This window comes from Pseudomonas sp. yb_5 (assembly GCF_043103865.1).
Lineage (GTDB): Bacteria > Pseudomonadota > Gammaproteobacteria > Pseudomonadales > Pseudomonadaceae > Aquipseudomonas > Aquipseudomonas putida_Y.
Map to the genome: position 1 here is coordinate 1 of NZ_JBICKE010000088.1, position 26,951 is coordinate 26,951.

The following is a 26,951-nucleotide window of genomic DNA, read 5'->3' on the forward strand; positions in this document are numbered from 1 at the left end:
GCCCGAAACAAACGTAGGAGCGGGTTTACCCGCGAAGCGCCGCGCGGGCGGCGCTCGATCTCACAGGCGCTGAAAATCTCCCGGCAAACACCTCAAAACTCCAACGCCGCCCCCTCGAAAATCCAGCAACGAAGACCCTGCAAATCCAGAACAAACTCTTAATACTCCTGCCCCCCCCAACCCCAACACCCGCGTTAACCTTCATTTAATCGACCCCAGCCAGCATGGCCCCATTCCCAGATCTGCCAAGGCGAAGACATGCGCGTTCTCCTGCTCTTCCTCACACTCCTACTGGCCGGCCCGTTGCAAGCCAACCCGTTCGATGTGAAACCAGACTTCCTGCCGGTTGACCAAGCCTTCGTGCTCACCCACGACCGCCAGGCCGACGGCCAGATGCGCCTGTACTTCCAGATCAAGCCGGGCTACTACCTGTACCAGAAGCGCCTGAAGTTCGACGGCCTGCCTGCAGAGCAACACCCGCAGCTGCCGCCAGCGCTCAACCACCATGACGAGTTCTTCGGTGACAGCGCGGTGTACCGTGACCAGCTCGAACTGCTGCTGCCGGCCACTGCCCAGGGCCAATTGCGCCTGGGCTGGCAGGGCTGCGCCGATGCCGGCCTGTGCTACCCGCCGCAAACCACCTCGATCGACTTGGGTGGCAGCGTAACGCCCGCCGCCGAGCAAGCCAGCGACCAGGCCCTGGCCAGCGGCCTTCAGCAAGGCCACCTGGCCTGGAGCCTGCTGGCGTTCTTCGGCCTTGGGCTGCTGCTGGCCTTCACCCCCTGCTCGCTGCCGATGCTGCCGATCCTTGCCGGGCTGGTGCTGGGCAATGGCGCCAGTGCCCGGCGCGGCTGGCTGCTGGCCGGGGTCTATGTGCTGAGCATGGCCCTGGTGTACGCCGGGCTCGGGGTGGTTGCTGCCCTGCTGGGTGCCAGCCTGCAGGCCTGGCTGCAGCAACCCTGGCTGCTGGGCAGCCTGGCGGGGCTGTTCGTGCTGCTGGCACTGCCGATGTTCGGCGCCTTCGAACTGCAACTGCCTGCCGCCCTGCGCGACCGCCTGGACCGCGCCGGGCAAGGTACCCGTGGCGGCAACCTGTATGGCGCGGCATTGCTCGGGGCGTTGTCCGGCCTGTTGCTCGGCCCGTGCATGACTGCGCCGTTGGCCGGTGCGCTGCTGTACATCGCGCAAAGCGGTGACGTACTGCAAGGCGCGCTGGTGCTGTTCAGCCTCGGCCTGGGCATGGGCGTGCCGCTGCTGTTGCTGGTAACCCTGGGCAACCGTTACCTGCCGCGCCCGGGTGCGTGGATGAACCGGGTCAAGGGTGTGTTCGGTTTCGTGTTCCTGGCCATGGCACTGTACACCGTGCGCAGCCTGCTGCCTGCTACCTTGCTGCTGGCACTGAGCGGCGCCTGGCTGATCGCCCTGGCCTGGGCCGCCTGGCCAGCCCTGCAGCGCCTGCCGGCGTTGCGTGCAGTGCCGTTGCTCGGCGCCCTGTGGGGCGGCCTGTTGCTGGTCGGTGCGGCAGCAGGCGGCGACGACCTCTGGCAGCCACTACGCCCGTTCGCCGGGGGTGGCAGCACAGCGGCCGCTGGCCAGCATGCCGAGGACAGCTTCGTCACCGTCAGCCGCCCCGAGGACCTGCAACGTGAGCTGGACGCGGCCAAAGCCCGCGGCCAGTGGGTGATGCTCGACTACTATGCCGACTGGTGCGTGTCGTGCAAAGTCATGGAAAAACAGGTGTTCGCCCGCAGCGACGTGCAGACCGGCCTGGCCGGCGTGCACCTGCTGCGCCTGGACGTGACCGCCGACAGCCCAGCCAGCAAAGCCCTGCTACAGCGCTACCAGGTACCCGGCCCGCCCAGCATCATCTGGATCGGCCCGGAAGGCGAAGAACGCCGCGCGCGGCGCATCACCGGTGAGGTGGATGCAGCAGCGTTCCAGCAACACTGGGTCCAGACCAGGAGCCAAGGCTGATGCTGACCGTAACACTCGGGCCACTGACCATGGCCCTCAACCACCTGCTGATGCTCACCGCCCTGGTGATCGCAAGCGTGGTCGGCTGGTGGGTCGCCCGACGTGGCGGCGAGAGCCCGGAATCGGCGCTGTTCAACCTGTTCCTGATCGGCCTGCTGTGTGCCCGCGCCGGTTTCGTGCTGGCCTACTGGACGATGTACCAGGACGAACCACTGCAAATCATCGACATCCGTGATGGCGGCTTCCTGTTCTGGCCGGGCCTTGCCGGCATCGTGGCAGGTGCCCTGTGGCAGGGCTGGCGCCACCCCGGCCTGCGTCGCCCGCTAGGCTGGGCGCTGTTCAGCGGCGCACTGTTCTGGGGCCTGGCCAGCCTCGGCGGCCACCTGTACAGCAAAGGCACCGAGTTGCCCGAACTGAGCCTGCGCAACGCCGGCGGCCAGTCCGTGGCATTGCACAGCTACCGCGGCAAGCCGCTGGTCATCAATATCTGGGCCACCTGGTGTCCACCGTGTCGGCGTGAGATGCCCGTGCTGCAACAGGCACAAAGCGATTACCCGCACGTGACCTTCCTGTTCGTCAACCAGGGCGAGACCCCGGAAAACGTCAGCACCTTCCTCGCCACCACCGGCCTGAGCCTGACCCACGTGCTATTCGACGGCACCGGCCTGCTGGCCCAGCGTGTCGGCTCCATGGCCCTGCCCACCACCCTGTTCTACGACGCCAACGGGCGGCTGATCGGCAGCCACCTGGGCGAGCTGTCCCGGGCCAGCCTGCGCCACGCTCTGGAACCCTTCGAACGGGCCCTGGCGCCCGCCCCTGCCGCACAAGGAAACTGACATGCGATTGACTGCACTGCTGCCCCTGTCCCTGGCCCTGCTGGCCACCCCTGCCCTGCAGGCCGAAGAACTGCCCAAGGCGGTTCAGCAACTGCAAGCCAAAGGCGCCGTGATCAAGGGCAGCTTCGATGCGCCCAACGGCCTGCGCGGTTATGCCGCCGAGTACCAGAACAACGCCCTGGCCCTGTACCTGACCCCTGACGGCAAGCACGTACTGGTCGGCAGCCTGTTCGACGAACAGGGCAAGGACCTTAGCGCCGAGCCACTGCAGAAGCTTGTATACGCGCCGATGAGCAAGGAAATCTGGGCGAAAATGGAAAAAACCGCGTGGATCGCCGACGGCAAGGCCGACGCGCCGCGCAAGGTATACCTGTTCAGCGACCCGAACTGCCCATACTGCAACATGTTCTGGGAACAGGCGCGGCCGTGGGTGGAGTCGGGCAAGGTGCAGTTGCGCCATATCATGGTCGGCATCATCCGTGAGGACAGCCCGGGCAAGTCGGCGGCGCTGCTGGCAGCGAAAGATCCGGCCAAGGCCCTGCAGCAGCATGAAAAGGCCGGCAAGGCCAGCACGCTGAAGGCACTCGAGCAGGTGCCAGAGGCTGTGCAACAGAAGCTGGCGGCGAACATGGCGTTGATGGAAGAGATGGGGTTGCAGGCGACCCCGGCCATTTTCTATCAGGATGAGCAAGGCAACCTGCAAAGCCAGCAAGGGGCACCACGGCCTGAGATGCTTGGGAAGATTCTGGGCAAGCGCTAGTGCATGTGGTGGGGCACAGATAGAGCGCCGCGAAGCAGATGACGCGGGGCATGGCACCGGCTACGCCGGTGTTCGCGGGTGAATCCGCTCCTACGGGGCTCGCGCTAACGGCTGGATTGTGATCGCAAGGCCTGCGCGGTCAAGTGTAGGAGCGGGTTTACCCGCGAAAGGGCCGGACCTGCTGGCCAATTTCCACCAGCCGTTCACCGTTGCCGCCGCCATTGTATTCGCGGGTAAACCCGCTCCTACGCTGATCGGGAGTGGACACACATTGGTGATTGGACGCAGGCCGTTCTTTCGCAAGCAGTAGATCTCCAGGCCCGGCAAATCTACCCCGCGCAGATTTAAACCTGCCACTCAACATACCCAGAAACAATTATTCGGCACGCCCCTTCGCTAAACATCGTCTGCTTGCTTCCCTTATTCAAATCCCACACACACGCACAACAAAGAACACTCGGACGTTCACGACAGAGTATTCGAGCATCAAAAACCGAAATTTCTCACACAACTAGAAGAAAAAATAAACCCCAAAAAACATTATCAGACTTAAGTAAGACCCTTCTGAAGAACTTTCCCACAAAAATAGCTTTAAACCAAACATTCCAATATCACTTCCAGCCACGCCACCCCACCGAAAGATTGACTTGAAACAGCCGAACGCCTAAACCTCCATACCCGTACATTTCAGACAAACCAAAAACCAGGAGGCACTCATGAAAAATCAATATGGCATTAACCTCGTGGCATTGGCTTCGACACTCACTGCAAAATCAAATAACACGCAACCATGACACCAAAATGGTCCACCCATGAACCCAAACCACTTTATCCGCAGCGCAAAAAAAATCACAAGTATCACAAGAATCTTGACCACTGAGCACTTGAGGGAGCCCACATCGCTTCTTTGGTCAGCGCTGGCCCCTTGCATACTCTACATCATCACCAACCCAACACATGCAACCTCAACCTATACCGCTTCAGCCGCCTGGTTCTACTCATACATCTCTGCCACCCTCGCGTTCTTTGGATTCAGCTTCTACCTTATCGGCAGAAGGGAAAGTGGCTTCACGCGGTCCTTCATCTACCAACACGGCGCAATCAAGCTATTCCTGACGGCCCATACACTCAGCTATTTATTATTGAGCACACTTTACGCCACACTATTTTACCTCTTGACCAAACCCTTGCGAGGTCAGTACTCACTCCCTGAATTCCTCTATCTGATGGCATGCTTTTACACCAGTTACCTCATGTTCACCTGTATCGGCCTGGGGATCGCTGCGCTGCCGATAAAATTCAGCACGGCCAGCACCCTTTTTTCGCTCATGTCATTTCTCATGCTGGTCTCCGGATACAACGGCGCCACAATGGGGCACGATGCTTCGCAGGCGCTAACGCTGATCAACCCGCTCTTTTTAAGCGCGCAGATCTTCCATGGCGAAATGCCCCTTCTCAACAGTTTCCTGATTGCACTTTCGGCCTCTGCAGCCTCGACATACCTGACTGGAAGGTATTTCAGAATTCAACCCATATGGAGCCGATACTGATGGACATTTTAACTATAAACAACCTTCACTTCGGATACAGCGGAAACCCGCTGCTGAACGACATTGAACTCACTATAAAAGCAGGGGAACTGGTCGGTATTCTGGGCAACAACGGAGCAGGAAAGACAACCCTTTTCGACCTCATCTGTAAAATAAAGAAGCCGACAAAGGGTGCTATTTCCAATTTATCCAGGCGTCAGGCCTATTTGACGCAAATCCTTACACCGCCCCCATTGCTCCGCATGAACGAAGCGGGCAAGCTTATCACCAGCCTGACCCCCAACGTTTCCCCAGATCACACAGAGATTCTCTCGAAACTAGCCAAATGGTCCCCGTCACTGTCCAGGCGATATGCGGAAATCGCCAAAAAAAAAGCCGCCAATTGCAGCTACGGTGAAATTCGCAGCTATTTCACGCTGACCTTGCTACTTTTAAACAGTGACTTGATCATTCTTGACGAGCCAACGGCTGGCGTAGACCCTGAATTTCGACACTATATATGGCTCGGTATTAAAAGCGCGTGCGCGGAAGGTGCGAGCGTGCTGATATCTTCTCATTACACAGAGGAAATCACGAAAAACTGCCAGCGCTTTTATATGCTCGCAAACAAACGACTGGAAGCGTTTGACAGTGGTGGACAGTTCATGGAACGCCACCATGCCAAATCGCTGGATGAAGCCTTTATCAATGCTTCGGTCTAGGTACCGTGGCCATTGAAAGGGGCGCCAAGCGCCCCTGCCCATCACAGCCCCTCCAGCTCCGCCATCAGGTCACTGAGCCGATCGACCTTGTCATCATCCAGCGCACTGCCCTGCAGCCCCTGTACATACTCGGCCAACGCCTCCACCGTGCTGCACTCGAACATCGCCCGCAGCGGCACGTTCAGCTGTAGCTGCTTCTGCACCCGCGAAGCGATCTGCGTGGCCAACAGCGAATGCCCGCCCAGCTCGAAGAAGTTGTCGTGCACCCCCACCCGCTCGGCTTTGAGCACATCGGCCCAGATACCCGCCAACACGTCCTCCAATTCGTTGCGTGGCGCCTGATAGGCCTGACTGTATTGGCCGCCGATGTCGATGGCTGGCAGGGCCTTGCGGTCGAGCTTGCCGTTGGCGTTGTGCGGCAAGCTGTCGAACCAGCCCCAATGCAACGGCACCATGTACTCCGGCAACTCGGCACGCAGTCGTTGCTTGACCTGCTCCAGCAACGCGGCATCGGCACTGACGCCCTGGTGCGCCACCAGGTAGCCAACCAGATGCTTGCCGTTCACGCCCTCCTGCACCGCCACGGCAGCATCGCGAATTTCCGCCTGCTCATGCAGCCGGGCCTCGATCTCGCCCAGCTCGATGCGATAGCCGCGAATCTTCACCTGATGGTCGATGCGCCCGACGTACTCCAGCACACCGTCCGGGCGTTGCCGCGCCAGGTCGCCAGTGCGGTACAGGCGTTCGCCCGGCGCCCCGTAAGGGTGAGGGATGAACGCCAGTGCCGTGCGCACCGGGTCACCGACGTAGCCACGGCCTACACCCGTACCAGCCACGCACAACTCGCCCACCGCACCCAGCGGCACCAGTGCCTGGTCCTCGCCGAACAGGTACAGGCGGTTGTTATCGGTTGGCGTGCCGATGGGCAGGTAGCTGCCTTGGGTCGAGGCGGCATCGACGCGGAAGAACGCCACGTCATCCGAGCACTCCGCCGGCCCATAGGCATTGACCAGGCCGATCTGCGGGTAGCGCTGCAGCCACTGCGCCGCCAGCTCCGGTGGCATGGCCTCGCCGGTCGGCAGCATCCAGCGCAGGCCGTCGAGGGCCTGGTGGTCGCTGGCCAGCATGCCCTGGATCAGCGACGGCACGCTCTCCAGCACGGTGATGCCGGTAGTTTGCACATGCGCCAGCAGGCCCTGCGGGTCATGGGCGATGGCGTTAGGCACGATCTCTACCTTGGCGCCGAACAGCGGCGCAGCCAGGAACTGCCAGACCGAGATGTCGAAGCTTTGCGAGGCGGTCTGGGCAATCACGTCCTGCTCGCTCAGGGCCAGGTACGGCACCTTGCTCAGCTGGTTGTTGAGCATGCCACGCTGCTCGACCATCACCCCTTTCGGCAGGCCGGTCGAGCCTGAGGTGTAGATCACGTAGGCGAGGTTGTCCGGGCCACTGTGGATACCCGGATTGTGGCTTGCGATCGGGTTGGCCTGGATGTCTTCCCAGACCAGCAGTCGCGGCCGCAGCGCAGTCTCCAGCTCACCGAGCAACTGCCGCCCCTGCTCGGCGCAGGCCGCGCTGCACACCAGCACTGGCGTACGGCTGAGCTGGATGATGCTTTGCAGGCGCGCCGCCGGCAGGCCCGGGTCCAGCGGCAGGTAGCCGGCCCCGGCCTTGAAGCTGCCGACAATCATGCCCAGCAGCGGCAACCCACGCTCGGCAAGCAGTGCCACTGGCTGGTCCACGCAGACCCCGGCAGCCACCAGCGCATGGCCCAGGCGGTTGGCCGCCAGGTTCAGCCCGGCGTAATCGTAGGACGCCTCCAGGCAGCAGGCCACGGTACGCTGCGGATGCGCCACGACCTGCGCTTCGAACTGCGCGATGTAGCTTTGTTCCAGCGGATAAACCCGCTCGGTCCGGTTGCAGTCCTCCAGCAGGAAGCCTTGCTCTTGGGCGCTCAGCAACGGTAGCTCGCTCACCGCCCCTTCAAAACCTTGTACCAGCGCCAGCAGCAGGCGCTTGAATTCGGCCAGCAGACGCTCGACGGTCGGGTAGTCGAAGTAACGCTGGTCGAACGACAGGTGCAGGCCCAGGTCATCACCCGGGTAACACACCGCCGTCAGCGGGAAGTTGGTGTGGGTACGGCCCGAGTCGGAGCTGGCGTTCAGGTGCTGGGCGTGATCGAGCACGGCGGTTTCAACCGGCGCATTCTCGAACACGAACAGGCTGTCGAACAGCGGCTGGCCCTTGGGCAACTCGCTGCACGCCTGGATCGCCACCAGCGGCAGGTATTCGTACTCGCGCAGTTCCATGTTGCTTTGCAGCAGGCCCTGCAGCCACTGGCGTACGCTGCAACGCTCACCAGCGATGGGCAACTGCACGCGCAGGGCCACGCTGTTGATGAACAGGCCGACGGTGCGTTGCATCTGCGGCATGCTCACCGGGCGACCGGCCACGGTCACGCCAAAGGCCACATCGCGGTCGCCGCTGTGACGCGCCAACACCAGGGCCCAGGCCGCCTGGGCGAAGGTGTTGACGGTGAGCTGATGAGCCTGGGCCAGTTCGCGCAGACGCACACCATCACTCACCTCCAGGCGGGTGTAGCAGTCGCCGACGACCATGCCGCTACCGGCGTGATCATGGCGCAGCGGGCGGTCGCTAGGGATGGCTGTAGCACGTTCGAAGCCGGCCAGGTTGGCCTGCCACCAGGCGCGTGCGTCGTCCAGGCCCTGGCGTTGCAGCCAACCGATGTAATCGCGGTAACGCGGCGGCACCGGCAGTTGGGCCTGACGGCCTTCGCCAAGGGCCTGGTAGACCTCGAAGAAGTCGTTCATCAACAGCGAGCGGCACCAGGCATCGATAAGGATGTGGTGGTTGCTCATCATGAACCAGTAGCGTTCATCGGCCACGCGCACCAGGCGCAGGTGGAACGGTGCCTCGCTGAGCAGGGCAAAGCCGGCCTCGCGCTCCTGCTTGTGCAGAGCCTGCAGGCGCTGCTCCTGGGCATCCTCAGCCAGGCCGCGCCAGTCCTGGTAGTCCACCGCCAGGTTGCCTGGCTTGTGGATGATCTGCAGCATCGCCTCGCCGCTGTTCCAACTGAACGAGGCGCGCAACGCTTCGTGGCGCGCCACCACCGCCTGCCAGGCCTGGGCGAAACGCTCAGGGTCGAGGGCGCTGTTGATACGGTAGCGGTCCTGCATGTAGTAGAGGCCAGTGCCCGGCTCCAGCAGGGTGTGCAGCAGCATGCCTTCCTGCATCGGCGTCAGCGGGTAAACGTCCTCGATCTGCGCGGCCGGGACCGGCAATGCGTCGATCTGCTCCTGAGTCAGGTGCGCCAGCGGGAAGTCTGATGGGGTGAAGCTGCCATTGCCATCGGCCAGGCAATGCGCGACCAGCGCCAGCAGCTCCTGACGATAGGCCTCAGCCAGACCCGCGATGGTCTGCTGGTCGTAGCGCTCGGCGCTGAAGGTCCAGCGCAATTGCAGAGCACCGCCATACACCTGGCCATCGACGCTCAACCAGTTGGGCAACGGCGCATCGAGGTCATGCGCCAACCCGGCTGGGGCCTCCAGGGGCTGGAACAGGGCTGTACTGTCGAACTGCTGGTCGAACTGGCCCAGGTAGTTGAAGGTGATGCGCGCCTGCGGCAAGGCTGCCATCTGCTCGCGCCCGGCGGCATCCGCCAGGTAGCGCAGTACGCCGTAGCCCAGGCCCTTGTGCGGCACCTGGCGCAGTTGTTCCTTGATGCGCTTGATCGAACCGGCCCGCGCCGCGTCGTCTTCACCTGGCAGCGGACGCAGGCTCAATGGGTAGGCATTGGTGAACCAGCCGACGCTGCGGGTCAGGTCCATGTCTTCGAACAGCCCGTCACGGCCATGGCCTTCGAGCTGCACCAGCACTTCTTCATCGCCGCTCCAGCGGCACAAGGCCCGCGCCAGTGCAGTCAACAGCAGGTCGTTGACCTGGGTGTGGTAAGCCGCCGGGGCTTGTTGCAACAGTTGTCGGGTCTGCTCCACGTCCAGGCCGATAGCCAGGGTCTGGGCGTGGCGGTGCAAATTGCTGCCCTGCGGGTGATCGCATGGCAGTTCGCGGCGCACGCTACCCAGTTGGCCTTGCCACCAGGTCAGTTCGTCACGCAGCGAATCGCTGCCAGCGTAGCTGGCCAGGCGCGCGGCCCAGTCGCCGACGACGTGGGTCTTGGCCGGCAGAGGCTGGCCACGGTACAGCGCCTGCAGGTCTTCCAGCAGCACCCGCCAGGACACACCATCGACCACCAGGTGATGGATCGCCAGCAGCAACCGCTGGGTGCCCTGCCCGTCACGCACCAGCAAGGCGCGCAGCAGCGGCCCTTGTTGCAGGTCCAGGCTGCGCTGCACGTCGGTGTAGAGCGCCTGACAATCATTGAAATCGGCTACTGTGGCGCTCCACAGCAGTTGCTCGGCGCCAGGCCGCACGTACTGCGCCTGCCAGCGGCCCTGGGCGTCGCTGAAGCGCAGGCGCAGGCTGTCATGGTGCTGCACCAGCGCAGCCAATGCCTGTGCAAGGGTGGCCTCAACCAAGGGTTGGCGCACCTCCAGCAGCACGGCCTGGTTCCAGTGTTGCGGCTGTGGCACGTCACTGTCGAAGAACCAGTGCTGGATCGGCGTCAGCCCGGCCTGGCCCTGGCGCAGTCCCTGCTCCACCGTGCTCACGGCTTCGCTGAGCTGAACCACAGCTGCCAGGGTCTGGATGGTCTGATGCTGGAACAGGTCGCGCGGGGTGAATTGCAAGCCGGCCTGCCGGGCGCGGCTGACCACCTGAATCGACAGGATCGAGTCGCCGCCCAGTTCGAAGAAGTTGTCCTGCACCCCGACCTGGGCAACGTTCAGCACGTCGCGCCAGATCTGCGCCAGTTGCGCTTCCACCTCATTACCCGGGGCCTGGTACTGCTGGCGCGCCTGCTCCAGGTCGGGCAGTGGCAAGGCATGGCGGTCGAGCTTGCCGTTCCCCATCAACGGCAGGCTTTCGAGCAGAACCAAGTGTGCGGGCACCATGTAGTCCGGCAGGTGCTGGCGGGCATTGGCCTTCACCGCTTCGCGCAGCAGGCTTTGCGTATCGCAGTCGGCAGGGGCCTGCTTGCACACCAGGTAACCCACCAGTTGCTTGCCACCCGGCAGATCAAGGGCCAGCACCACGGCTTCTTCGACATCGGCATGCGCTTGCAGGCGGCTCTCGATTTCGCCCAGCTCGATGCGGAAGCCGCGGATCTTCACCTGCTGGTCGGCACGGCCGACATACTCCACCAGGCCATCGGTACCCAGGCGTACCAGGTCGCCGGTACGGTACAGGCGCCCGCCTTCGGCACTGAACGGGTCGGCGACAAAGCGCTCGGCAGTGAGGCCTGGCCGGTCGTGGTAACCCTGGGCCAGGCCGGCGCCGCCGACATACAGTTCGCCAATGCCGCCTTGCGGCAACAAGGCCAGATCCTCGTCGAGGATGTAGGCCGTACGGCTTCCGATGACGCGGCCGATCGGTACGCTGCCAAGGTCTGCTGGCAAGGCCTCTGGGGCCAGGCACGCCAGCGGCATAACCACGGTTTCGGTCGGGCCGTACGCATTGAAGAACTGCTGCGGCGCAAAGGCCTGGCGGATACGCTGCAGGTGCTCGCCGGTCAGCGCTTCGCCGCCGGTGATCACCAGGCGCACCGGCAACTGTTCGCCCCGCCCACCCAGGTACTGGGCCAGTTGGCTGCCGTAGCTAGGGGTGAAACCGAGGATGCTCACCTGCTGCTCACGCACCAGTTGGCAGATTTCCTCAGCCCCCCACTGCCCTTGGGCGCGCAGCACCACACGGGCGCCACACAGCAGCGGCGCCCACAGGCGCTCGCTGGCGGCATCGAAGTTGATCGAATAGAAATGCAGTTCGCAGTCATCGCTGCGCATGCCGAACGCGGCGATCACTGCCTGGCAATGCATGGCGAATTCGCCATGGCTGACCACCACACCTTTGGGCTTGCCGGTGGAGCCGGAGGTATAGATCAGGTAGGCCTGGTGCTGCGGCAAATTGAGGTTGTCCAGCGGCGCGTCGCTGTACGCCGACAGGCTGGCAGCGTCGTCTTCCAGGCTCCAGCGCGCCACGCCTTCGGGCAGCTCGCCGAGGGTTTGCAGCAACGCGCGCTGGCTCAGCAGCAGGCCGATGCGGCTGTCTTCGATCATGTAGCGCAGGCGGTCGAGCGGGTACTCGGGGTCGAGCGGTACATAGGCGCCACCGGCCTTGAGGATGGCCAACAGGCCGACGACCATTTCCAGCGAGCGCTCCAGGGCCAGGCCCACGCGCACCTGCGGGCCGACACCACGCTCGCGCAGGGCGCGGGCCAGGCGGTTGGCCTGTTGGTCGAGTTCGGCGTAGGTCATGTGCTGGCCGGCAAAGGTCAACGCGCCAGCCTGTGGCGCGCGCGCGGCCTGGGCGGCGAACAGGCCGTGCAAGGTCTGGTCGAGGTCGAAATCGTGCTCGCCCTGCAACTGGCCCACCAGCACCTGCTGCTCGGCGCTGCTCAGCATCGGCAGTTCGCACAGGCGCTGTTGCGGGTTGTCCAGCAGGCCGACCAGCAGTTGCTGCCAATGCTCGGCCATGCGCGCGATGCGCGGCTCGTCGAACAGGTCACGGCTGTAGGTCAGGCAGCAACCCAGGCGACCGTCGAGGTCGGTCACCTCCAGGTACAGGTCGAACTTGGTGGCGCTGGCGTCATTGACCAGGTAATCCACCTGCATGCCGGCAAGCTGGCGGCTTTGCTGGAAGGCCCAGCGCTGCACGTTGCACATCACCTGGAACAGTGGGTTGTAGGCGCTGCTGCGCGGCGGCTGCAAGGCCTCCACCAACTGGTCGAACGGCAGGTCCTGGTGCGACTGGCCTTCGATGGCGGCCTGACGCATCTGCTCCAACAACTGAGCGGCGGTCATCTGGCCGTCCAGCTCGCAGCGCAGCACCTGGGTGTTGAGGAAGGCGCCGATCAGCCCTTCGCTTTCCGGACGGATGCGGTTGGCCACCGGCGCGCCGATACGCAGGTCGCGCTGGCCACTGTAGCGGTGCAGCAAGGCGGCCAGGGTGGCGGTCATGGTCATGAACAGGGTCAGGCCGCGCTGGCTGTTGAAGGCATGCACGCGGGCGACCAGGGCCGGGTCGAGGTCGAAGCGGTACAGCTCGCCACGGTGGCTTTGCACAGCCGGCCGCGGGCGGTCGGCGGGCAAGGCCAATACCGGGTGTTCATCGCCCAGGCGAGCCTTCCAGTAGGCCAACTGGCGCGCGCCCTCGCCGCTTTCCAGCCATTGCCGTTGCCACACGCTGTAGTCCAGGTACTGCACCGGCAGCGGCGCCAGCGGCGACTCGCGGTCATCGACGAAGGCCTCGTACAGCTCGCCCAATTCGCGGGCGAAGATGTCCATGGCCCAGCCTTCGGTGACGATGTGGTGCAGCGTCAGCACGAAGCAGTGCTCGCGCTCGTCGGCCTTGACCAGACAGGCGCGCAGCAGCGGCCCCCGCTCCAGGTCGAAGGGCTGGTGCGCCTGGTCGTCGGCCAGTTGTTGCAAACGTTGCTGGCGGGCATCGTCTGACAAAGCGCTGAAGTCTTGCCAGTCCAGATGCAGACCGCTGTCTTCGGCCACGCACTGGTACGGCACGCCGTCGATGCTGGGGAACGTGGTGCGCAAGGTTTCGTGACGCACGATCAGCGCCTGCAGCGCACGCTCGAAGGCGTCCACGTGCAGGGTGCCGCGCAGGCGTGCCATGCCGCCGACGTTGTACGCCGGGCTGTCAGGCTCCATTTGCCAGAGGAACCACATGCGCTGCTGCGAGTACGACAGCGGCACGGCCTGGCGGCGGTCGACGCGGGCGATTTCGCCTTGCAGGTTGCGCTCGCCGACCGCGCGCAAGCGCGCGATCTCGGCACAGAAGGCGCCCAGTTCGCTGGCTTCGAACAGGGTCTTGAGTGGCAGCTCGACATCGCAGGCCTGGCGGCTGCGCGAGACAATCTGGGTGGCCAACAGCGAGTGGCCACCCAGGGCGAAGAAGTCGTCCTGCAGGCCGATGCGCGGCAGGTTCAGCACTTCACGCCAGATCGCAGCGACCTGTTGCTGCAACTCGGTTTGTGGTTCGACATGCTCACGCTGCTGCCACACCGGAGCCGGCAGCGCCTTGCGGTCGACCTTGCCGCTGGGGCCCAGCGGCATCTGTGCCAGCGGGATGAGCTGTGCCGGCACCATGTACGCTGGCAACTGGGCAGCCAGCACTGCCAACAGCTCGGCGGGCTGGGCGCTGCCACAGTAGTAGCCCACCAGTTGCGCGCCGACAGCATCCTTGTGAATCAATACCAGCGCCTGTTCGACACCCGCCTGCGCCAGCAGGCCGGCCTGGACTTCCTCGGGTTCGACGCGGAAGCCACGCACCTTTACCTGCTGGTCGAGGCGGCCAAGGTATTCCAGTGCCTCCATCTGCACCTGCCAACGGGCACCATCGCCACTGCGGTACAGACGCTGACCATTACCGTCGGCCTGGGGTACGAAGCGCTCGGCAGTGAGGCCGGGGCGGCCCAGGTAACCACGGGCCAACCCCGCGCCACCGAGGTACAGCTCGCCCGGCACCCCGGGGATAGTCAGTTCCAGCTCATCGTCCAGCACGCGGCACAGCACATTGCCCAGCGGCCGGCCGATGGGCGAGCGCTCGCCGTCCGCTGCCTGGCAGTGCCAGTGGGTGACGTTGATGGCGGTTTCGGTCGGGCCGTAACGGTTGTGCAACTGCACCTGCGGCAGCACTTGCAGCACGCGGTCTCGTAGCGTGGCGGACAACGCTTCGCCACCCGAGAACACCCGGCGCAGGCTGGTGCAGGCACCCGCCTGCGGCTCCTGGACGAACACCTGCAACAGCGGCGGCACGAAGTGCAGCGTGGTCACCCCATGGGCCTGGACCATGGCAGCGATACGCTGCGGGTCGCGGTGTTCACCGGGGCCGGCGAGCACCAGCTTGCAGCCGGTGACCAGCGGCCAGAAGCATTCCCACACCGAGACGTCGAAACTGATCGGCGCCTTCTGCATCAGCACGTCGCTGTCATCCAACGCATAGGTGGCCTGCATCCATTGCAGGCGATCGGCCAGGGCCGCGTGAGTGTTGCCCACGCCCTTGGGTTGGCCGGTCGAGCCGGAGGTGTAAATCACGTAGGCCAGGTTGTCACCGTGCAGGTGCAGACCGGGAGCGTGGCTGGGCCAGCTGTCCAGGTGCAACTGGTCGAGGGCAATGGCACTGACACCGTCGACCTGCGGCAGCTTGCCCAGCAGGCTGCTGTGGGTCAGTAGCAAACGGGCGTCGCAGTCGGCCAGCATGTAGGCCAGCCGTTCGGCCGGGTAATCGACATCCAGCGGCACGTAGGCACCGCCAGCCTTGAGAATGGCTAGCAGGCCGACCAGCAATTGCGGTGAGCGCTCGATGGCAATGGCCACACAGGTATCGGGGCCGACGCCTTTGTCACGCAGGTAGTGGGCCAGGCGGTTGGCTTGCTGGTGCAACCCGGCGTAATCCAGGCTGCCCCCGTCCCAAATCAGGGCGGTGCGCTGCGGCGTCAGGCGTGCCTGCTCATTGAGTTGCTCGACCAACAGGTGCTGCGCTGCGGCGGCCGGTGCCTGGCCCCAACCCAGCAGTTGCGCACGGCCGGGCTCATCCAGCAATTGCACGTCGCCCAGCGCCTGCTGCGGCGCGGCACACACCTGTTCCAGCAGCGCCAGCAGGTGATGGGCCAGACGTTCGACGGTGCTGGCTTCGAACAGCTCCGCGGCATAGTCGAAGGCCAGGCTCAGGCGGCCCAGATGGTCCTCCTCACTGTGCAACTGCAAGTCGAACTTGGCTTCGCGGCTGTGCCACGCCAGCTCTTCGGTCAACAGCCCCGGCAGACGCCGCAGGGCTGACAGGTCGCGTTGCTGGTGGTTGAACATGACCTGGAACAGGCCTTGCTCTCGGGCCTCTGGCAAGGCTTCGACCAACTGCTCGAATGGCAGGTCCTGGTTGGCCTGGGCTTCCAGGGTGGCCTGACGGACCTGGGCCAGCAACTGCGCGAACGGCAGGCGGCCATCGAGCTGCGCGCGCAACACCTGGGTGTTGATGAAGAAGCCGACCAGGCCCTGGGCTTCCAGTCGCGGGCGGTTGGCGTTGGGCACACCGACGCGGATATCGGCCTGGCCGCTGTAGCGGTGCAGCAGCGCCTGCCAACCTGCCAGCAGGACCATGAACCGGCTGGCGTGCTGCTCGCGGGCAAGGCCCTTGAGCGCTTCGGTAAGCCTGGCCGGCACCTTTAGGCTGAAACGGGCGGCGCGATGGTCGCGCTGGCTGGCACGTGGATGATCGGTACACAGGTCGAGCACCGGCAGTTCATCGCCCAGGCGCGCCTGCCAATATCGCAACTGCCGCTCGGCTTCGCCTTCGGCCAGCCATTGCCGCTGCCAACTGCCGTAGTCGGCGTAACCCAGGGGTAGCGGCGCCAGGTTGGCCTCCAGGCCTTGGCAGCGAGCGGCGTACAGCTTGGCGAATTCTTCGAGCAGGATGTTCAGCGACCAGCCGTCGGCAACGATGTGGTGCAGGGTCACCCACAGCTGATGCTCTTCGTCGCCCAGGCGCACCAGGGTTACCCGCAGCAGCGAGCCCTGGGTGAGGTCGAACGGCTGGCGGGCCTCGGTTTCACGCTGCGCGGCAACCTGCTCGGGCGAGTGCTTTTCAAGGTCCAGGCGGTGCAGGCTGAACGGCTGTTGCGGCAGGATACGCTGCAGCGCCTGGCCATCCTCTTCGCTGAACACGGTACGCAGCGATTCATGGCGCGCCACCAGTGCCTGGAAGGCCGCTTTTAGGGCATCGACATCCAGCTCGCCGCGCAGGTGCAAGCCGGCGGGAATGTTGTAGGCCGCTGATTGCGGCTCCAGCAGCCACAGCAGCCACAAGCGGTTCTGCGCCAGCGACTGGGGCAACGCCTGGGCGCGCTCCAGCGTGGTGATGGCCACGGTGCCTGCGGCGCCATCGGCGATGATCTGTGCCACGGCCTTGCTGTAGTCGGCCAGTACCGGCGCCTCGAACAGCGTGCGCAGGCTCAGGTCGATACCCAACTCATCGGCCAGGCGCGCTGTGACCTGGGTGGCGGCGATGGAGTTACCGCCCAGCAACAGGAAGTGGTCGTCCGCGGCCACCGCCTCTACCTCGAGGATGTCGCGCCACACAGCGCCGATGCGTGCTTGCAGCTCATCACCAGCGGTTGCACCGGCACCGGCTTCGCTTGCCTCAGGGAAACGGGCATAGCAGTCCAGGCTGCCATCGTCCATGCGCAGGCGGCAGGCAGAGCGCTGCAACTTGCCGCTGGAGGTCTTCGGCAGCGCGCCGGGGTTCAGCAGCAGGACCACGGCGGGGGCCTGTCGGCAGGCGTCGGCGACGACCTGGCGCAGGGTCTTGATCAGGTCCTGGGGCTTGATTGCCTTTTGCACGTTGCGGCTGATCTCCACCGCGACACCGATGCCCTCCTCGCCTTGGTGCTCGACGGCGAACACCGCCACCCGGCCTTTACGCAGCACCTGAACTTCGCGCTCGAGGTTTTTTTCCAGGTCTTGTGGGTACAGGTTTTGCCCACGCACGATCAGCATGTCCTTCAGACGCCCAGTGACGAATACCTCGCCGTCACGCATGAAGCCCAGGTCGCCGGTGCGCAGCCAGGTCTGGCCGTCCATTTCGACAAAGGTGCGAGCGCTGGCTTCGGGGTTGCGCCAGTAACCCAATGCGATGCTCGGGCCGCCGGCCCAGATCTCGCCAACCTGGTTGTCATCCAGCACTTGCAGGCGTTGTGGTTCGACGATACGTACGGCATGCCCCGGCTGTGGGTAGCCGCAGCTCATCAGCACACTGCCCTTGCCCGGCTCGGCACGGTTGGCAGCGAAGGCTGCGGCGTCCAACTCCAGCGCGGCGATACCTTGGCCACGACGGCTGCCGCTGACGAACAGGGTGGCTTCGGCCAGGCCATAACTGGCGAAGAAACTCTGCGGATCGAAGCCGCAGGCCTGGAACTTGTCGGCGAAGGTGGCCAGGCTGTCCTGGCGGATAGGCTCGGAACCGGAATAGGCCACGCGCCAGCGGCTCAGGTCGAGCCCGGCCTGCGAAGCCTCGCTCACCCGTTCGCTGCACAAGCGGTAGGCGAAGTCGGGCCCGCCGCTGATGGTGCCACCGTAGTCGCTGATGGCCTGCAACCAGCGCAGCGGCCGGGCCAGGAAGTAGCCCGGCGACATCAGCACGCAGGGCACGCCACTGAAAATCGGCTGCAGCAGGCCGCCGATCAGACCCATATCGTGATAAAGCGGCAGCCAGCTGACGATCACGTCGTCGGGGTTGAGGTCGATGCCAAAGCCTTGGCGGATCAGTTGCTCGTTGGCCACCAGGTTGCCATGACTGACCTGCACGCCCTTGGGCAGCGCAGTGGAACCGGAGGTGTACTGCAGGAAGGCGATGTCATCGCCCTTGAGTACGGGCTCACGCCAGTTCGCCGCCAGGGCCGGGTCCAAGCCATCCACTGCCAGCAGTTGGGGGGCATTGTCCGCCGCCAGGGCTTCCAGGCCCTGCAGGCTGTCGTGCAGCGCCGCCACGGTCAGCAGCAGGCGCGGCTCGGCGTCGTCGATGATCGACAGCAAACGCTCCTGGTGGTGCTGGCGCGCCGACTCCGGTGGGTAAGCCGGCACCGCGATGACCCCGGCATACAGGCAGCCGAAGAACGCCGCCACATAGTCCGGCCCGCTGGGAAACAACAGCACTGCACGATCGCCGAAGCGGGTACGAGCCTGCAAGGCGGCGGCGATGGTGCGCGCGCGCTGGTCGAGGTCCCGGTAGCTCAGCACGGCCTGCTCGCCGGGCGCGTCGGCCAGAAAGCGCAAGGCAATGCTGTCCGGGGTCTGCGAGGCGCGTTGCGCCAGGGCCTGGACCAGCGTGTGCGGGAGTTCGAAGGCGTCCGTCATGGGGTGTTCCTGCCAGTGTCTGGTTAGGTCCGACAGCTGCTCCACCAACATGGGCGGGCAACGTATGCGACCGGGGATGTACACAGGGGAACGGATGGGCGGGGAGAGAAATTAGCGGGGGAGATTAGGCTTCAAGGGTTGATAAGGCATATCCCCCAAAGCCAACCGCGCCTTAGAACTGAAACAGGTCGATATTAATTACATTTCGCATTTGACAATTATTATCATCTTACATAGCTTGTCGCACGTCTTAGGAAGCTTCCCAACCTTGGGCGCCTCCTTTCCCCTCTGTGACAAGGTGATTTCCATGGCGGAACAACTATCCACAAGTAAGTGCGATTCACCATTACTGCAGGCCTTCGTCGACAACCGCAGCATCCTGGTCAAGATCGCCGCCCGCATCACAGGCTGCCGTTCGCGCGCTGAGGACGTGGTACAGGATGCCTTTTTCCGGCTCAGCACCGCCCCGCAGATCACCTCATCGTTCAAGGCCCAGCTGAGCTACCTGTTCCAGATCGTGCGCAACCTGGCGATCGACCACTATCGCAAGCAGGCAATGGAGCTGAAGTACTCCGGTAGCGAGGAGGAAGGCATGAACGTGGTGGTGCAGAACGCCTCGCCCGAAGCCACCCACATCAACCGCGCCGCGCTGAACGACATCGCAGAGGCCTTGAACGAACTGCCGCCACGCACCCGCTATGCTTTCGAGATGTACCGCCTTAATGGCGTGCCGCAGAAGGACATTGCCAAGGAACTGGGCGTATCGCCGACCTTGGTCAACTTCATGATCCGCGATGCGCTGGTGCATTGCCGCAAGACGGCCAGTCGGCAGGCCTGAAGCTAGCTGCAAGCAAAAGCGAGAGCGAACCTGGATCGCTCTGCTTTTGCTTGCAGCGCTAGTGTGGTGTTTTGCAAATACGGCCAATAGCTCGCGAGCGATTTTTGCGTTCAGGCAAGGCGTCGCGACGAGTCGTAGCCCAGCTACGGCGAGGAGCGACAACGCCGCATGAGTGCAAAAAGCGCCGCGAGTTATGGTCGTTATTTGTGAAACACCACACTAGCCCCTACGTCAGCTTGCAACGATCGAAAAACCGCTCCCGCCCCAGAATCATCAACGCCGCCCGCTTGTGTGGAAAGTCGAACTCTTTGTCGCAATGGAAACATTGGTCGTGCATGTAGCCAATCATCTTGCCGTTGTCGGCGCGCGGCTCGGCCACCACCCGCTGGGTGCGCGGGTCATCCAGGAACAGGTAGTGCACCAACGCCGATAGCCAACTGGCCACCTTGTGCGGCCCTCGGTGGCTCTCCTCTCCCACCAGCATATGGATACCGCGGTCGTAGTCATCGGCCGGGTAGAAGGGGGCAATGCGGTCCTCCTTGGCCCAGTACGCCTCGAAGTAGGCAAACGGCTCGTCATCGAAACAACCGATCAACGTCAACGTATGCGGGTCGGCTTCGAGCTTGGCCAAGTATTCGCGGTGCTGCGCCAGCGTGCCCCCCTCCTGCCAGAACGCCTCCACACGAGGGTTGTTCTGCCAGCGGTTGAAACGCTCCAGGTCATGCTCGATCTCCAGGGTACGCAGCGATACCCAACTGCCCAAGCGCGCATCGAAGCGCCGGTACACTTCGCCCCGCGGCTTGGGCGCCCGGCGCGGGTGGCGCTTGCCGTTGCTGATCTGCATCTGCTGCGGATAGACCCCGGCAACCGACTCGCCCAGCCACGGCTGCGGCAGTTGCCAGAACAGTGCGCGCTCGCACAGGTACTGGCCCGGCTGTTCACCGCCCAGCAGCAGGCCACTGGCCAACGCCTGCGGCAGCACTTCGGGCAGGTGCCAGGTCAGACGCTGGCAGGCCGTATCGCGCGACAGCAACCAATAGCAGGCGGCCCACAAGGCTTGGTAGGGGCGCTCGGGGCAAAAGCGCTCAAGGTGAACGTGCAGAGAAGCGCCAGGCTCCAGACGCAACTGGATCAGGGGGCGGCCTTCAAGGGCCAGGCTTAGCCAGCTGTCGCCCTCCTCGGCACTGAGGCTACGCCAGCGTGGCGGTGACTGTGGCTGCGAAGCGGCATCGAACGGCATGGGCTTGACTCACGAAAATGAAGAAAAGACACACTGCAGGGAACGTTGCCGCAACGCGGGAATTTAGTCTTGCGGTGCAGCCACCGTGATACGGTACGGCTCGAAGATGCGCGCCAGTTCGCCACTGTTGCGCAGGGCGCGCAGCAGCTCCGCGAACGACTGCTCACCGATCGGAGCACCCGGGCGTAGCAAAGCGTAGTGGTGATAGACCTGGTCAACGCGTTGCGAAGGCACCAGTTGCGCCCTGCTCGCCGGGTTGCGTGCCAGAAAATCGCTGAGGTAGGAGCGCGTGACCAGGGCGATATCGGCGCGGCCGGCCTGCACCATCAGCAGGTTGCTGTCGTGGGAATAGGTCAGGGTCGCATTGTATGTCTTGCGCAGGTAGCCCGGCTCAGCGTTGAAACTGGCGAACGCGTAGTGGTAGCCGTTGAACAATGCCAGGCGCTTGCCGCGCAGGTCATCGAAGTAGTGTGGATCATTGCCATTTGCCTTGCGGGCGACGAACACTTCGGCATCTTCCAGGCCCATGTCCACGGCCTGATGGGCAATCTGCTCCCAGCCCCATTGTGGATTCTCGAAAATTGCCATGTCGGTGCGGCCCTGCTGGAAGTCACCGAAGCGCCGCTGGATAGACGTAGGCACCAGAACGAAGTGATAGTGCTGCTGCGCCCGGTTGAGTGCATCGACCAACTGCGGCAGCAAACCGGTATCGGCGCCTTGCTCGGGGCGCACCGTGTAAGGCGGGAAATGGGCCGCGCCAATCTTCACTTCGACCGCTTCACCCGCCCGTACGGGTGCCGCCAACCAGAACACGGCCAGCAGCATCAGGGTGGACAAGGCCTTGAGGCCGGGCGCTGGAGTCAAGACGGACACTCATCACGTTTTATGCCGGTATCTGCTTAAGCTAGGCGTTTTCCGGGGGCGGCACAACTACCGGTGCCTGCTCTTTGTGCCAAAGCAGGCGGCAAAATGCCATAGGATGCCGTATGCCCAGACATTGGCTACGCTCTAGCAGGATCTGCAAGGGAGCCTGGTATGGGCCATTGGTTGGTGATCGACCTGGAAGCCACCACCGACGATGGTGGGTGGCCAGTCACAGAGATGGAAGTCATTGAAATCGGCGCAAGCCTGGTTACCCGCGAAGGCCGCGAGGTCAACCATTTCCAGCGTTTTGTAAAGCCACGGCGGCGTCCGCAGTTGACCCCGTTCTGCCGCGAACTGACCCACATCAGCCAGGCCGACGTGGACAACGCCGCGCCGTTTCGCGAGGTGTGGGCAAGCTTCGAGCGCTGGCTGGGGCACCACCGCGGGCAGCTTCAGGCCTGGGTCAGCTGGGGCGACTACGACCGCCAGCAACTGCACCAGGAGTGGCAGCAGCACGGCCTCGACAGCCTGCTGCGCACATTGCCGCACATCAATCTCAAGCAACGCTTTGCCAAGGCCCGCCACCTGCAGCGCCCCACCGGCCTGAACGGCGCCCTGCAACTGGCCGGCATGCACTTTTGCGGGCAACAGCACAGGGCCCTGGAAGATGCGCGCAACACGGCGCGGCTATTACCGTTGAGCCTGCCCGCCAACAGCCCCTGAAAGCAGATGACGAGGCCTGTGGGCTTGGGCATACTGGCCAGCCCTTTTTCATCACCTCTTTTCAGGAGTCGCCCATGTTCCAGGTCAACGAGTACTTCAACGGCGCCGTCAAGTCGATCGCATTCTCGGGCGAAGAAGGCCCGGCCACCGTCGGCGTCATGGCTCCGGGCGAATACGAATTCGGCACTGCCAAGCGCGAGATCATGCATGTGGTATCGGGCGCGCTGACCGTGAAACTGCCGGGTAGCGACAACTGGGAAACGTTCAAGGCAGGCGACAAGTTCAATGTTGCCGCCGACAGCAAGTTCCAGCTGAAAGTGGCGGTGGATACTGCCTACCTGTGCGAGTACCGCGACTAAGCGTCGGCCTGTGCCGGCCTCTTCGCGGGTGAACCCGCTCCTACAGGTGCTTCGATGTTGTGCGGTCCTTGTAGGAGCGGGTTTACCCGCGAAGAATCCAGCACTAATCCTTCAGGAAGTCAGCAACGCGTTCAGCCGCCGCCTGCAAGTGCTGCTCATGGCTGAACCCCGAAGCCTTCAACGGCTTCAGGTCATGGTCCCCCGCCGCTAGCCAGCTCACCTCGATCGCCGGCGACAACGCATACCCCGCCACCGCCTCGCGGTTACCCAGCGCATCCCGCTCGCCCTGCACGATCAACGTCGGTGTCTTCAACTCGGCCAGGTGCTCTACCCGTGGCTTCTCGGGTTTACCCACCGCGTAGAACGGATAGCCCAGGCACACCAGCGCATCCGCGCCCAGTTCGTCGGCCAGCAGGCTCGCCATGCGCCCGCCCATGGACTTGCCCCCCACGGCCAGCTTGCCCGCGACCAAAGGTCGCACTTGCCGGTACACCTCGCGCCAGCATTCAAGCAACACCTTCTGCGGGTTCGGCGGCCGCTTGCCACCGGTAACCCTGCGCTCGGCCATGTACGGGAACTCGAAGCGCACTACCGCTACCCCAAGAGCCGCAAGCCTTTGCGCCATTTCGTCCATGAACCCGCTGTCCATCGGCGCGCCCGCGCCATGGGCCAGGATCAGGCACCCCTTGTAGCCCTCTTTACCTTCAACCCGCGGAGGATCGCAGCGCAAGCCTGGGACATTTGCGACCTTCGCCCATTGATCCCCGTCAATACCGGCACTTTGCCCATTAATCATGCTTGCCTCGCTGTAAAGCCTGCCAAATAACCGTGGATGGGAACCCATACATGAACACAACCAGCAGTACCGCCTATAACTACAAGGTGGTCCGCCAATTCGCCATCATGACGGTGGTGTGGGGAATCGTCGGGATGGGGCTCGGCGTCTTCATCGCCGCCCAGCTCGCCTGGCCGTCCCTCAACTTCGACCTCCCCTGGACCAGCTTCGGCCGCCTGCGCCCCCTGCATACCAATGCGGTGATCTTCGCGTTCGGCGGCTGCGCACTGTTCGCCACCTCCTATTATTCGGTGCAACGCACCTGCCAGACCACCCTGTTCGCACCGGGCCTGGCCGCGTTCACGTTCTGGGGCTGGCAACTGGTTATCCTGCTGGCGGCCATCAGCCTGCCGCTGGGCTACACCAGCTCCAAGGAATACGCCGAACTGGAATGGCCGATCGACATTCTGATCACCATCGTCTGGGTGGGCTACGCCATCGTGTTCTTCGGCACGCTGATGAAGCGCAACACCAAACACATCTACGTCGGCAACTGGTTCTTCGGCGCCTTCATCCTGACCGTGGCACTGCTGCACATCGTCAACAACCTGGAGCTGCCGGTCAGCCTGACCAAATCCTACTCGGTCTACGCAGGCGCCACCGATGCCATGGTGCAGTGGTGGTACGGCCATAACGCGGTGGGCTTCTTCCTGACCGCAGGCTTCCTGGGGATGATGTACTACTACGTGCCCAAGCAGGCCGAACGGCCGGTGTATTCGTATCGCTTGTCGATCGTGCACTTCTGGGCACTGATTACCCTGTACATCTGGGCCGGCCCGCACCACCTGCACTACACCGCCCTGCCCGACTGGGCGCAGTCGCTGGGCATGGTGATGTCGCTGATCCTGCTGGCACCTAGCTGGGGCGGCATGATCAACGGCATGATGACCCTGTCGGGCGCCTGGCACAAATTGCGCAGCGACCCGATCCTGCGCTTCCTGGTGGTGTCGCTGGCGTTCTACGGCATGTCCACCTTCGAAGGCCCGATGATGGCCATCAAGACGGTCAACGCCCTGTCCCACTACACCGACTGGACCATCGGCCACGTCCACGCCGGCGCCCTCGGCTGGGTAGCGATGATTTCGATCGGCGCGCTGTACCACACCATCCCCAAAGTGTTCGGCAAAGAACGCATGTACAGCCTCGGCCTGATCAATGCGCACTTCTGGCTGGCCACCATCGGTACCGTACTGTACATCGCCTCGATGTGGGTCAACGGCATCGCCCAGGGCCTGATGTGGCGCGCGGTCAACAGCGACGGCACGCTCACCTACTCGTTCGTGGAAACCCTGGTGGCCAGCCACCCAGGCTTCGTCGTGCGCTTCGTCGGCGGCGCGATCTTCCTCAGCGGCATGTTCCTGATGGCCTGGAACACCTGGCGCACCGTGCGTTCGCCAGCGCTTGACGTCGCCCCTGCGAACGCCCAGTTGGCTTGAGGAGAAACGCCTGATGAAACATGAAGTCATCGAGAAAAACGTCGGCCTGATGGCCCTGCTGATGGTATTTGCCGTCAGCATCGGCGGCCTCACCCAGATCGTCCCGCTGTTCTTCCAGGACGTCACCAACAAACCGGTGGAGGGCATGAAGCCCTATACCGCGCTGCAACTGGAAGGCCGCGATGTCTACATCCGCGAAGGCTGCGTGGGCTGCCACTCGCAGATGATCCGCCCGTTCCGCGCCGAAACCGAGCGTTACGGCCACTACTCGGTGGCCGGTGAAAGCGTGTGGGACCACCCGTTCCTGTGGGGTTCCAAGCGCACCGGGCCGGACCTGGCCAGGGTCGGTGGCCGCTACTCGGACGACTGGCACCGTGCGCACCTGTACAACCCGCGCAACGTGGTGCCGGAGTCGAAGATGCCATCCTACCCGTGGCTGGTTGCCCAGCAGGTCGACAACAGCCACACCGACGTCAAGATGCGCACCCTGCGCACCCTGGGCGTGCCGTACACCGACGACGACATCGCCGGCGCCCGTGAAGCAGTCAAGGGCAAGACCGAGATGGATGCACTGGTCGCCTACCTGCAAGTGCTCGGCACTGCGATCAAGAACAAGAGGTGAGTGCGATGGAAATGGACATCGGCATGATCCGCGGGCTGGGCACCCTGGTGGTGATGATTGCCTTCATCGGCCTCACCCTGTGGGTCTTCAACCGCCGCCGCGACCGTGATTTCGCCGAAGCGCGCCTGCTGCCCTTCGTCGACGACCGCCTGCCCCCTGCCGGGCAGGAACCTGCTGCAAAAAGGAGTAACGGGCAATGACCACCTTCTGGAGTACGTACATCAGCGTACTGACCATCGGTAGCCTGATTGGCCTGACCTGGCTGCTGCTCGCCACGCGCAAGGGCCAGAGCAACAACACCACTGACGAGACCATGGGGCACAGCTTCGACGGCATCGAGGAGTACGACAACCCGCTGCCCAAGTGGTGGTTCTGGCTGTTTGTTGGCACCTTGGTGTTCTCGGTCGGCTACCTGATCCTTTATCCGGGCCTGGGCAACTGGAAAGGCATCCTGCCGGGCTATGAAAATGGCTGGACCGGTGCCAACGAATGGCAGAAGGAAATGGACAAGGCCGATGCCAGGTTCGGTCCGATCTTCGCCAAATACGCCGCCATGCCCGTAGAAGAAGTGGCGAAGGACCCGCAGGCGCTGAAAATGGGCAGCCGCCTGTTTGCCTCCAACTGCTCGGTGTGCCACGGCTCCGACGCCAAGGGCGCTTTTGGCTTCCCCAACCTCACCGACAATGACTGGCGCTGGGGCGGCGATCCGGAAACCATCAAGACCAGCATCATGGGTGGTCGCCATGGCGTGATGCCGGCCTGGGCCGAAGTGATTGGTGACCAGGGCGTGGCCGATGTGGCTGCATTCGTGGTCAGCAAACTCGATGGCCGCACACTGCCTGAGGGCGCGAAAGCCGATGTCGAGAACGGGCAGAAGATCTTTGCTGCCAACTGCGTGGCCTGCCACGGCCCGGAAGGCAAAGGTACGCCCGCCATGGGCGCACCGAACCTGACCCACCCGCAGGCGTTCATCTATGGCTCGAGCTTTGCCCAGTTGCAGCAGACCATTCGTTATGGCCGCCAGGGGCAGATGCCGGCGCAGGCCGAGATCCAAGGGAATGACAAGGTGCACCTGCTGGCGGCTTACGTGTATAGCCTGTCGCAGGATGGTTCGGCTGAGACTGTGACGGCCAAGTGAGTTCGCCGAAAGGGATTTACCAAGTGAGTTCGCCGAAAGGCATTCGCCAAGTGAGTTCGCCGAAAGGCATTCGCCGCCTG

16 protein-coding genes are annotated in these 26,951 nt (G+C 63.6%); 12 read left to right on the plus strand and 4 right to left on the minus strand.

Going from position 1 to position 26,951, the window contains the following annotated elements; genetic code table 11:
* The first annotated feature begins 258 nt into the window (after window positions 1–258).
* The 5 genes from dsbD (at window position 259) to ACF8GF_RS15615 (ending at window position 5,821) form a co-directional block, all read left to right on the plus strand.
* The gene (gene dsbD / locus ACF8GF_RS15595; RefSeq protein ID WP_392487540.1) at window positions 259–1,974 is read left to right on the plus strand and encodes a protein-disulfide reductase DsbD; all 1,716 of its coding nucleotides are present in this window, start codon (window positions 259–261) and stop codon (window positions 1,972–1,974) included.
* Window positions 1,974–2,810, plus strand: a complete 837-nt coding sequence (locus ACF8GF_RS15600) for a TlpA disulfide reductase family protein (protein WP_209967269.1) — start codon at window positions 1,974–1,976, stop codon at window positions 2,808–2,810. The genes dsbD and ACF8GF_RS15600 overlap by 1 nt, the downstream gene beginning before the upstream one ends.
* Before the next feature lies 1 nt (window position 2,811).
* Window positions 2,812–3,570 carry a thiol:disulfide interchange protein DsbG gene (dsbG, locus tag ACF8GF_RS15605; RefSeq protein ID WP_176685682.1) on the plus strand — a complete coding sequence of 253 codons (759 nt, stop codon included), beginning with the start codon at window positions 2,812–2,814 and terminating at the stop codon, window positions 3,568–3,570.
* A gap of 812 nt (window positions 3,571–4,382) precedes the next feature.
* Window positions 4,383–5,120 (plus strand): hypothetical protein, encoded by a 738-nt coding sequence (locus tag ACF8GF_RS15610; protein WP_392487541.1) that lies wholly within the window; start codon window positions 4,383–4,385, stop codon window positions 5,118–5,120.
* A complete protein-coding gene (locus ACF8GF_RS15615; RefSeq protein ID WP_392487542.1) occupies window positions 5,120–5,821 on the plus strand; it encodes an ATP-binding cassette domain-containing protein in 702 nt (233 codons plus the stop codon). The genes ACF8GF_RS15610 and ACF8GF_RS15615 overlap by 1 nt, the downstream gene beginning before the upstream one ends.
* A 41-nt stretch (window positions 5,822–5,862) precedes the next feature.
* Here ACF8GF_RS15615 and ACF8GF_RS15620 read toward each other — a convergent pair whose 3' ends face one another.
* Entirely contained in the window at window positions 5,863–18,816 is a 12,954-nt protein-coding gene (locus ACF8GF_RS15620; protein ID WP_392487543.1) for a non-ribosomal peptide synthetase, read from the minus strand.
* A 307-nt stretch (window positions 18,817–19,123) separates the two neighbouring features.
* Here ACF8GF_RS15620 and ACF8GF_RS15625 point away from each other — a divergent pair, with 307 nt between their 5' ends.
* Entirely contained in the window at window positions 19,124–19,654 is a 531-nt protein-coding gene (locus ACF8GF_RS15625; protein WP_010954997.1) for an RNA polymerase factor sigma-70, read from the plus strand.
* A 226-nt stretch (window positions 19,655–19,880) separates the two neighbouring features.
* On the opposite strand, the gene ACF8GF_RS15630 is transcribed toward ACF8GF_RS15625, so the two are convergent.
* Window positions 19,881–20,894, minus strand: a complete 1,014-nt coding sequence (locus ACF8GF_RS15630; protein WP_392487544.1) for a GNAT family N-acetyltransferase — start codon at window positions 20,892–20,894, stop codon at window positions 19,881–19,883.
* A 63-nt stretch (window positions 20,895–20,957) separates the two neighbouring features.
* Window positions 20,958–21,758 (minus strand): substrate-binding periplasmic protein, encoded by an 801-nt coding sequence (locus tag ACF8GF_RS15635; RefSeq protein ID WP_392487545.1) that lies wholly within the window; start codon window positions 21,756–21,758, stop codon window positions 20,958–20,960.
* A 171-nt stretch (window positions 21,759–21,929) separates the two neighbouring features.
* Between ACF8GF_RS15635 and ACF8GF_RS15640 the strand changes: the two genes are divergently transcribed.
* Complete coding sequence (locus ACF8GF_RS15640) at window positions 21,930–22,481, plus strand: exonuclease domain-containing protein (RefSeq protein WP_339443580.1); 552 nt, start codon at window positions 21,930–21,932, stop codon at window positions 22,479–22,481.
* A gap of 74 nt (window positions 22,482–22,555) precedes the next feature.
* Window positions 22,556–22,840 (plus strand): pyrimidine/purine nucleoside phosphorylase, encoded by a 285-nt coding sequence (locus ACF8GF_RS15645; RefSeq protein ID WP_176685183.1) that lies wholly within the window; start codon window positions 22,556–22,558, stop codon window positions 22,838–22,840.
* Between the two features lie 103 nt (window positions 22,841–22,943).
* Here the strand turns inward: ACF8GF_RS15645 and ACF8GF_RS15650 are convergent, their stop codons facing one another.
* A complete protein-coding gene (locus tag ACF8GF_RS15650) occupies window positions 22,944–23,636 on the minus strand; it encodes an alpha/beta family hydrolase (RefSeq protein WP_245355031.1) in 693 nt (230 codons plus the stop codon).
* 50 nt (window positions 23,637–23,686) lie between these two features.
* On the opposite strand from ACF8GF_RS15650, the gene ccoN reads away from it, so the two are divergent.
* Genes ccoN through ccoP form a run of 4 tightly spaced genes read left to right on the plus strand, consistent with a single transcriptional unit; the run spans window position 23,687 to window position 26,871 of the window.
* On the plus strand, window positions 23,687–25,111 hold the full coding sequence (gene ccoN, locus ACF8GF_RS15655; protein WP_003254280.1) for a cytochrome-c oxidase, cbb3-type subunit I: 1,425 nt from the start codon (window positions 23,687–23,689) through the stop codon (window positions 25,109–25,111).
* A gap of 13 nt (window positions 25,112–25,124) precedes the next feature.
* Window positions 25,125–25,733 carry a cytochrome-c oxidase, cbb3-type subunit II gene (ccoO, locus tag ACF8GF_RS15660; RefSeq protein ID WP_003254281.1) on the plus strand — a complete coding sequence of 203 codons (609 nt, stop codon included), beginning with the start codon at window positions 25,125–25,127 and terminating at the stop codon, window positions 25,731–25,733.
* Window positions 25,734–25,738: 5 nt separating this feature from the next.
* On the plus strand, window positions 25,739–25,933 hold the full coding sequence (locus ACF8GF_RS15665; RefSeq protein WP_021784453.1) for a cbb3-type cytochrome c oxidase subunit 3: 195 nt from the start codon (window positions 25,739–25,741) through the stop codon (window positions 25,931–25,933).
* Window positions 25,930–26,871: a cytochrome-c oxidase, cbb3-type subunit III gene (gene ccoP / locus ACF8GF_RS15670; RefSeq protein WP_176685182.1), complete on the plus strand. Its 942-nt coding sequence runs from the start codon at window positions 25,930–25,932 to the stop codon at window positions 26,869–26,871. The genes ACF8GF_RS15665 and ccoP overlap by 4 nt, the downstream gene beginning before the upstream one ends.
* Window positions 26,872–26,951 lie beyond the last annotated feature (80 nt).

What these genes read in the sequence shown, in the direction of transcription:
- dsbD (WP_392487540.1), top strand. Translation starts at nt 259, where the DNA reads ATGCGCGTTCTCCTGCTCTTCCTCACACTCCTACTGGCCGGCCCGTTG.
- ACF8GF_RS15600 (WP_209967269.1), top strand. Translation starts at nt 1,974, where the DNA reads ATGCTGACCGTAACACTCGGGCCACTGACCATGGCCCTCAACCACCTG.
- dsbG (WP_176685682.1), top strand. Translation starts at nt 2,812, where the DNA reads ATGCGATTGACTGCACTGCTGCCCCTGTCCCTGGCCCTGCTGGCCACC.
- ACF8GF_RS15610 (WP_392487541.1), top strand. Translation starts at nt 4,383, where the DNA reads ATGAACCCAAACCACTTTATCCGCAGCGCAAAAAAAATCACAAGTATC.
- ACF8GF_RS15615 (WP_392487542.1), top strand. Translation starts at nt 5,120, where the DNA reads ATGGACATTTTAACTATAAACAACCTTCACTTCGGATACAGCGGAAAC.
- ACF8GF_RS15620 (WP_392487543.1), bottom strand. Translation starts at nt 18,816, where the DNA reads ATGACGGACGCCTTCGAACTCCCGCACACGCTGGTCCAGGCCCTGGCG.
- ACF8GF_RS15625 (WP_010954997.1), top strand. Translation starts at nt 19,124, where the DNA reads ATGGCGGAACAACTATCCACAAGTAAGTGCGATTCACCATTACTGCAG.
- ACF8GF_RS15630 (WP_392487544.1), bottom strand. Translation starts at nt 20,894, where the DNA reads ATGCCGTTCGATGCCGCTTCGCAGCCACAGTCACCGCCACGCTGGCGT.
- ACF8GF_RS15640 (WP_339443580.1), top strand. Translation starts at nt 21,930, where the DNA reads ATGGGCCATTGGTTGGTGATCGACCTGGAAGCCACCACCGACGATGGT.
- ACF8GF_RS15645 (WP_176685183.1), top strand. Translation starts at nt 22,556, where the DNA reads ATGTTCCAGGTCAACGAGTACTTCAACGGCGCCGTCAAGTCGATCGCA.
- ACF8GF_RS15650 (WP_245355031.1), bottom strand. Translation starts at nt 23,636, where the DNA reads ATGATTAATGGGCAAAGTGCCGGTATTGACGGGGATCAATGGGCGAAG.
- ccoN (WP_003254280.1), top strand. Translation starts at nt 23,687, where the DNA reads ATGAACACAACCAGCAGTACCGCCTATAACTACAAGGTGGTCCGCCAA.
- ccoO (WP_003254281.1), top strand. Translation starts at nt 25,125, where the DNA reads ATGAAACATGAAGTCATCGAGAAAAACGTCGGCCTGATGGCCCTGCTG.
- ACF8GF_RS15665 (WP_021784453.1), top strand. Translation starts at nt 25,739, where the DNA reads ATGGAAATGGACATCGGCATGATCCGCGGGCTGGGCACCCTGGTGGTG.
- ccoP (WP_176685182.1), top strand. Translation starts at nt 25,930, where the DNA reads ATGACCACCTTCTGGAGTACGTACATCAGCGTACTGACCATCGGTAGC.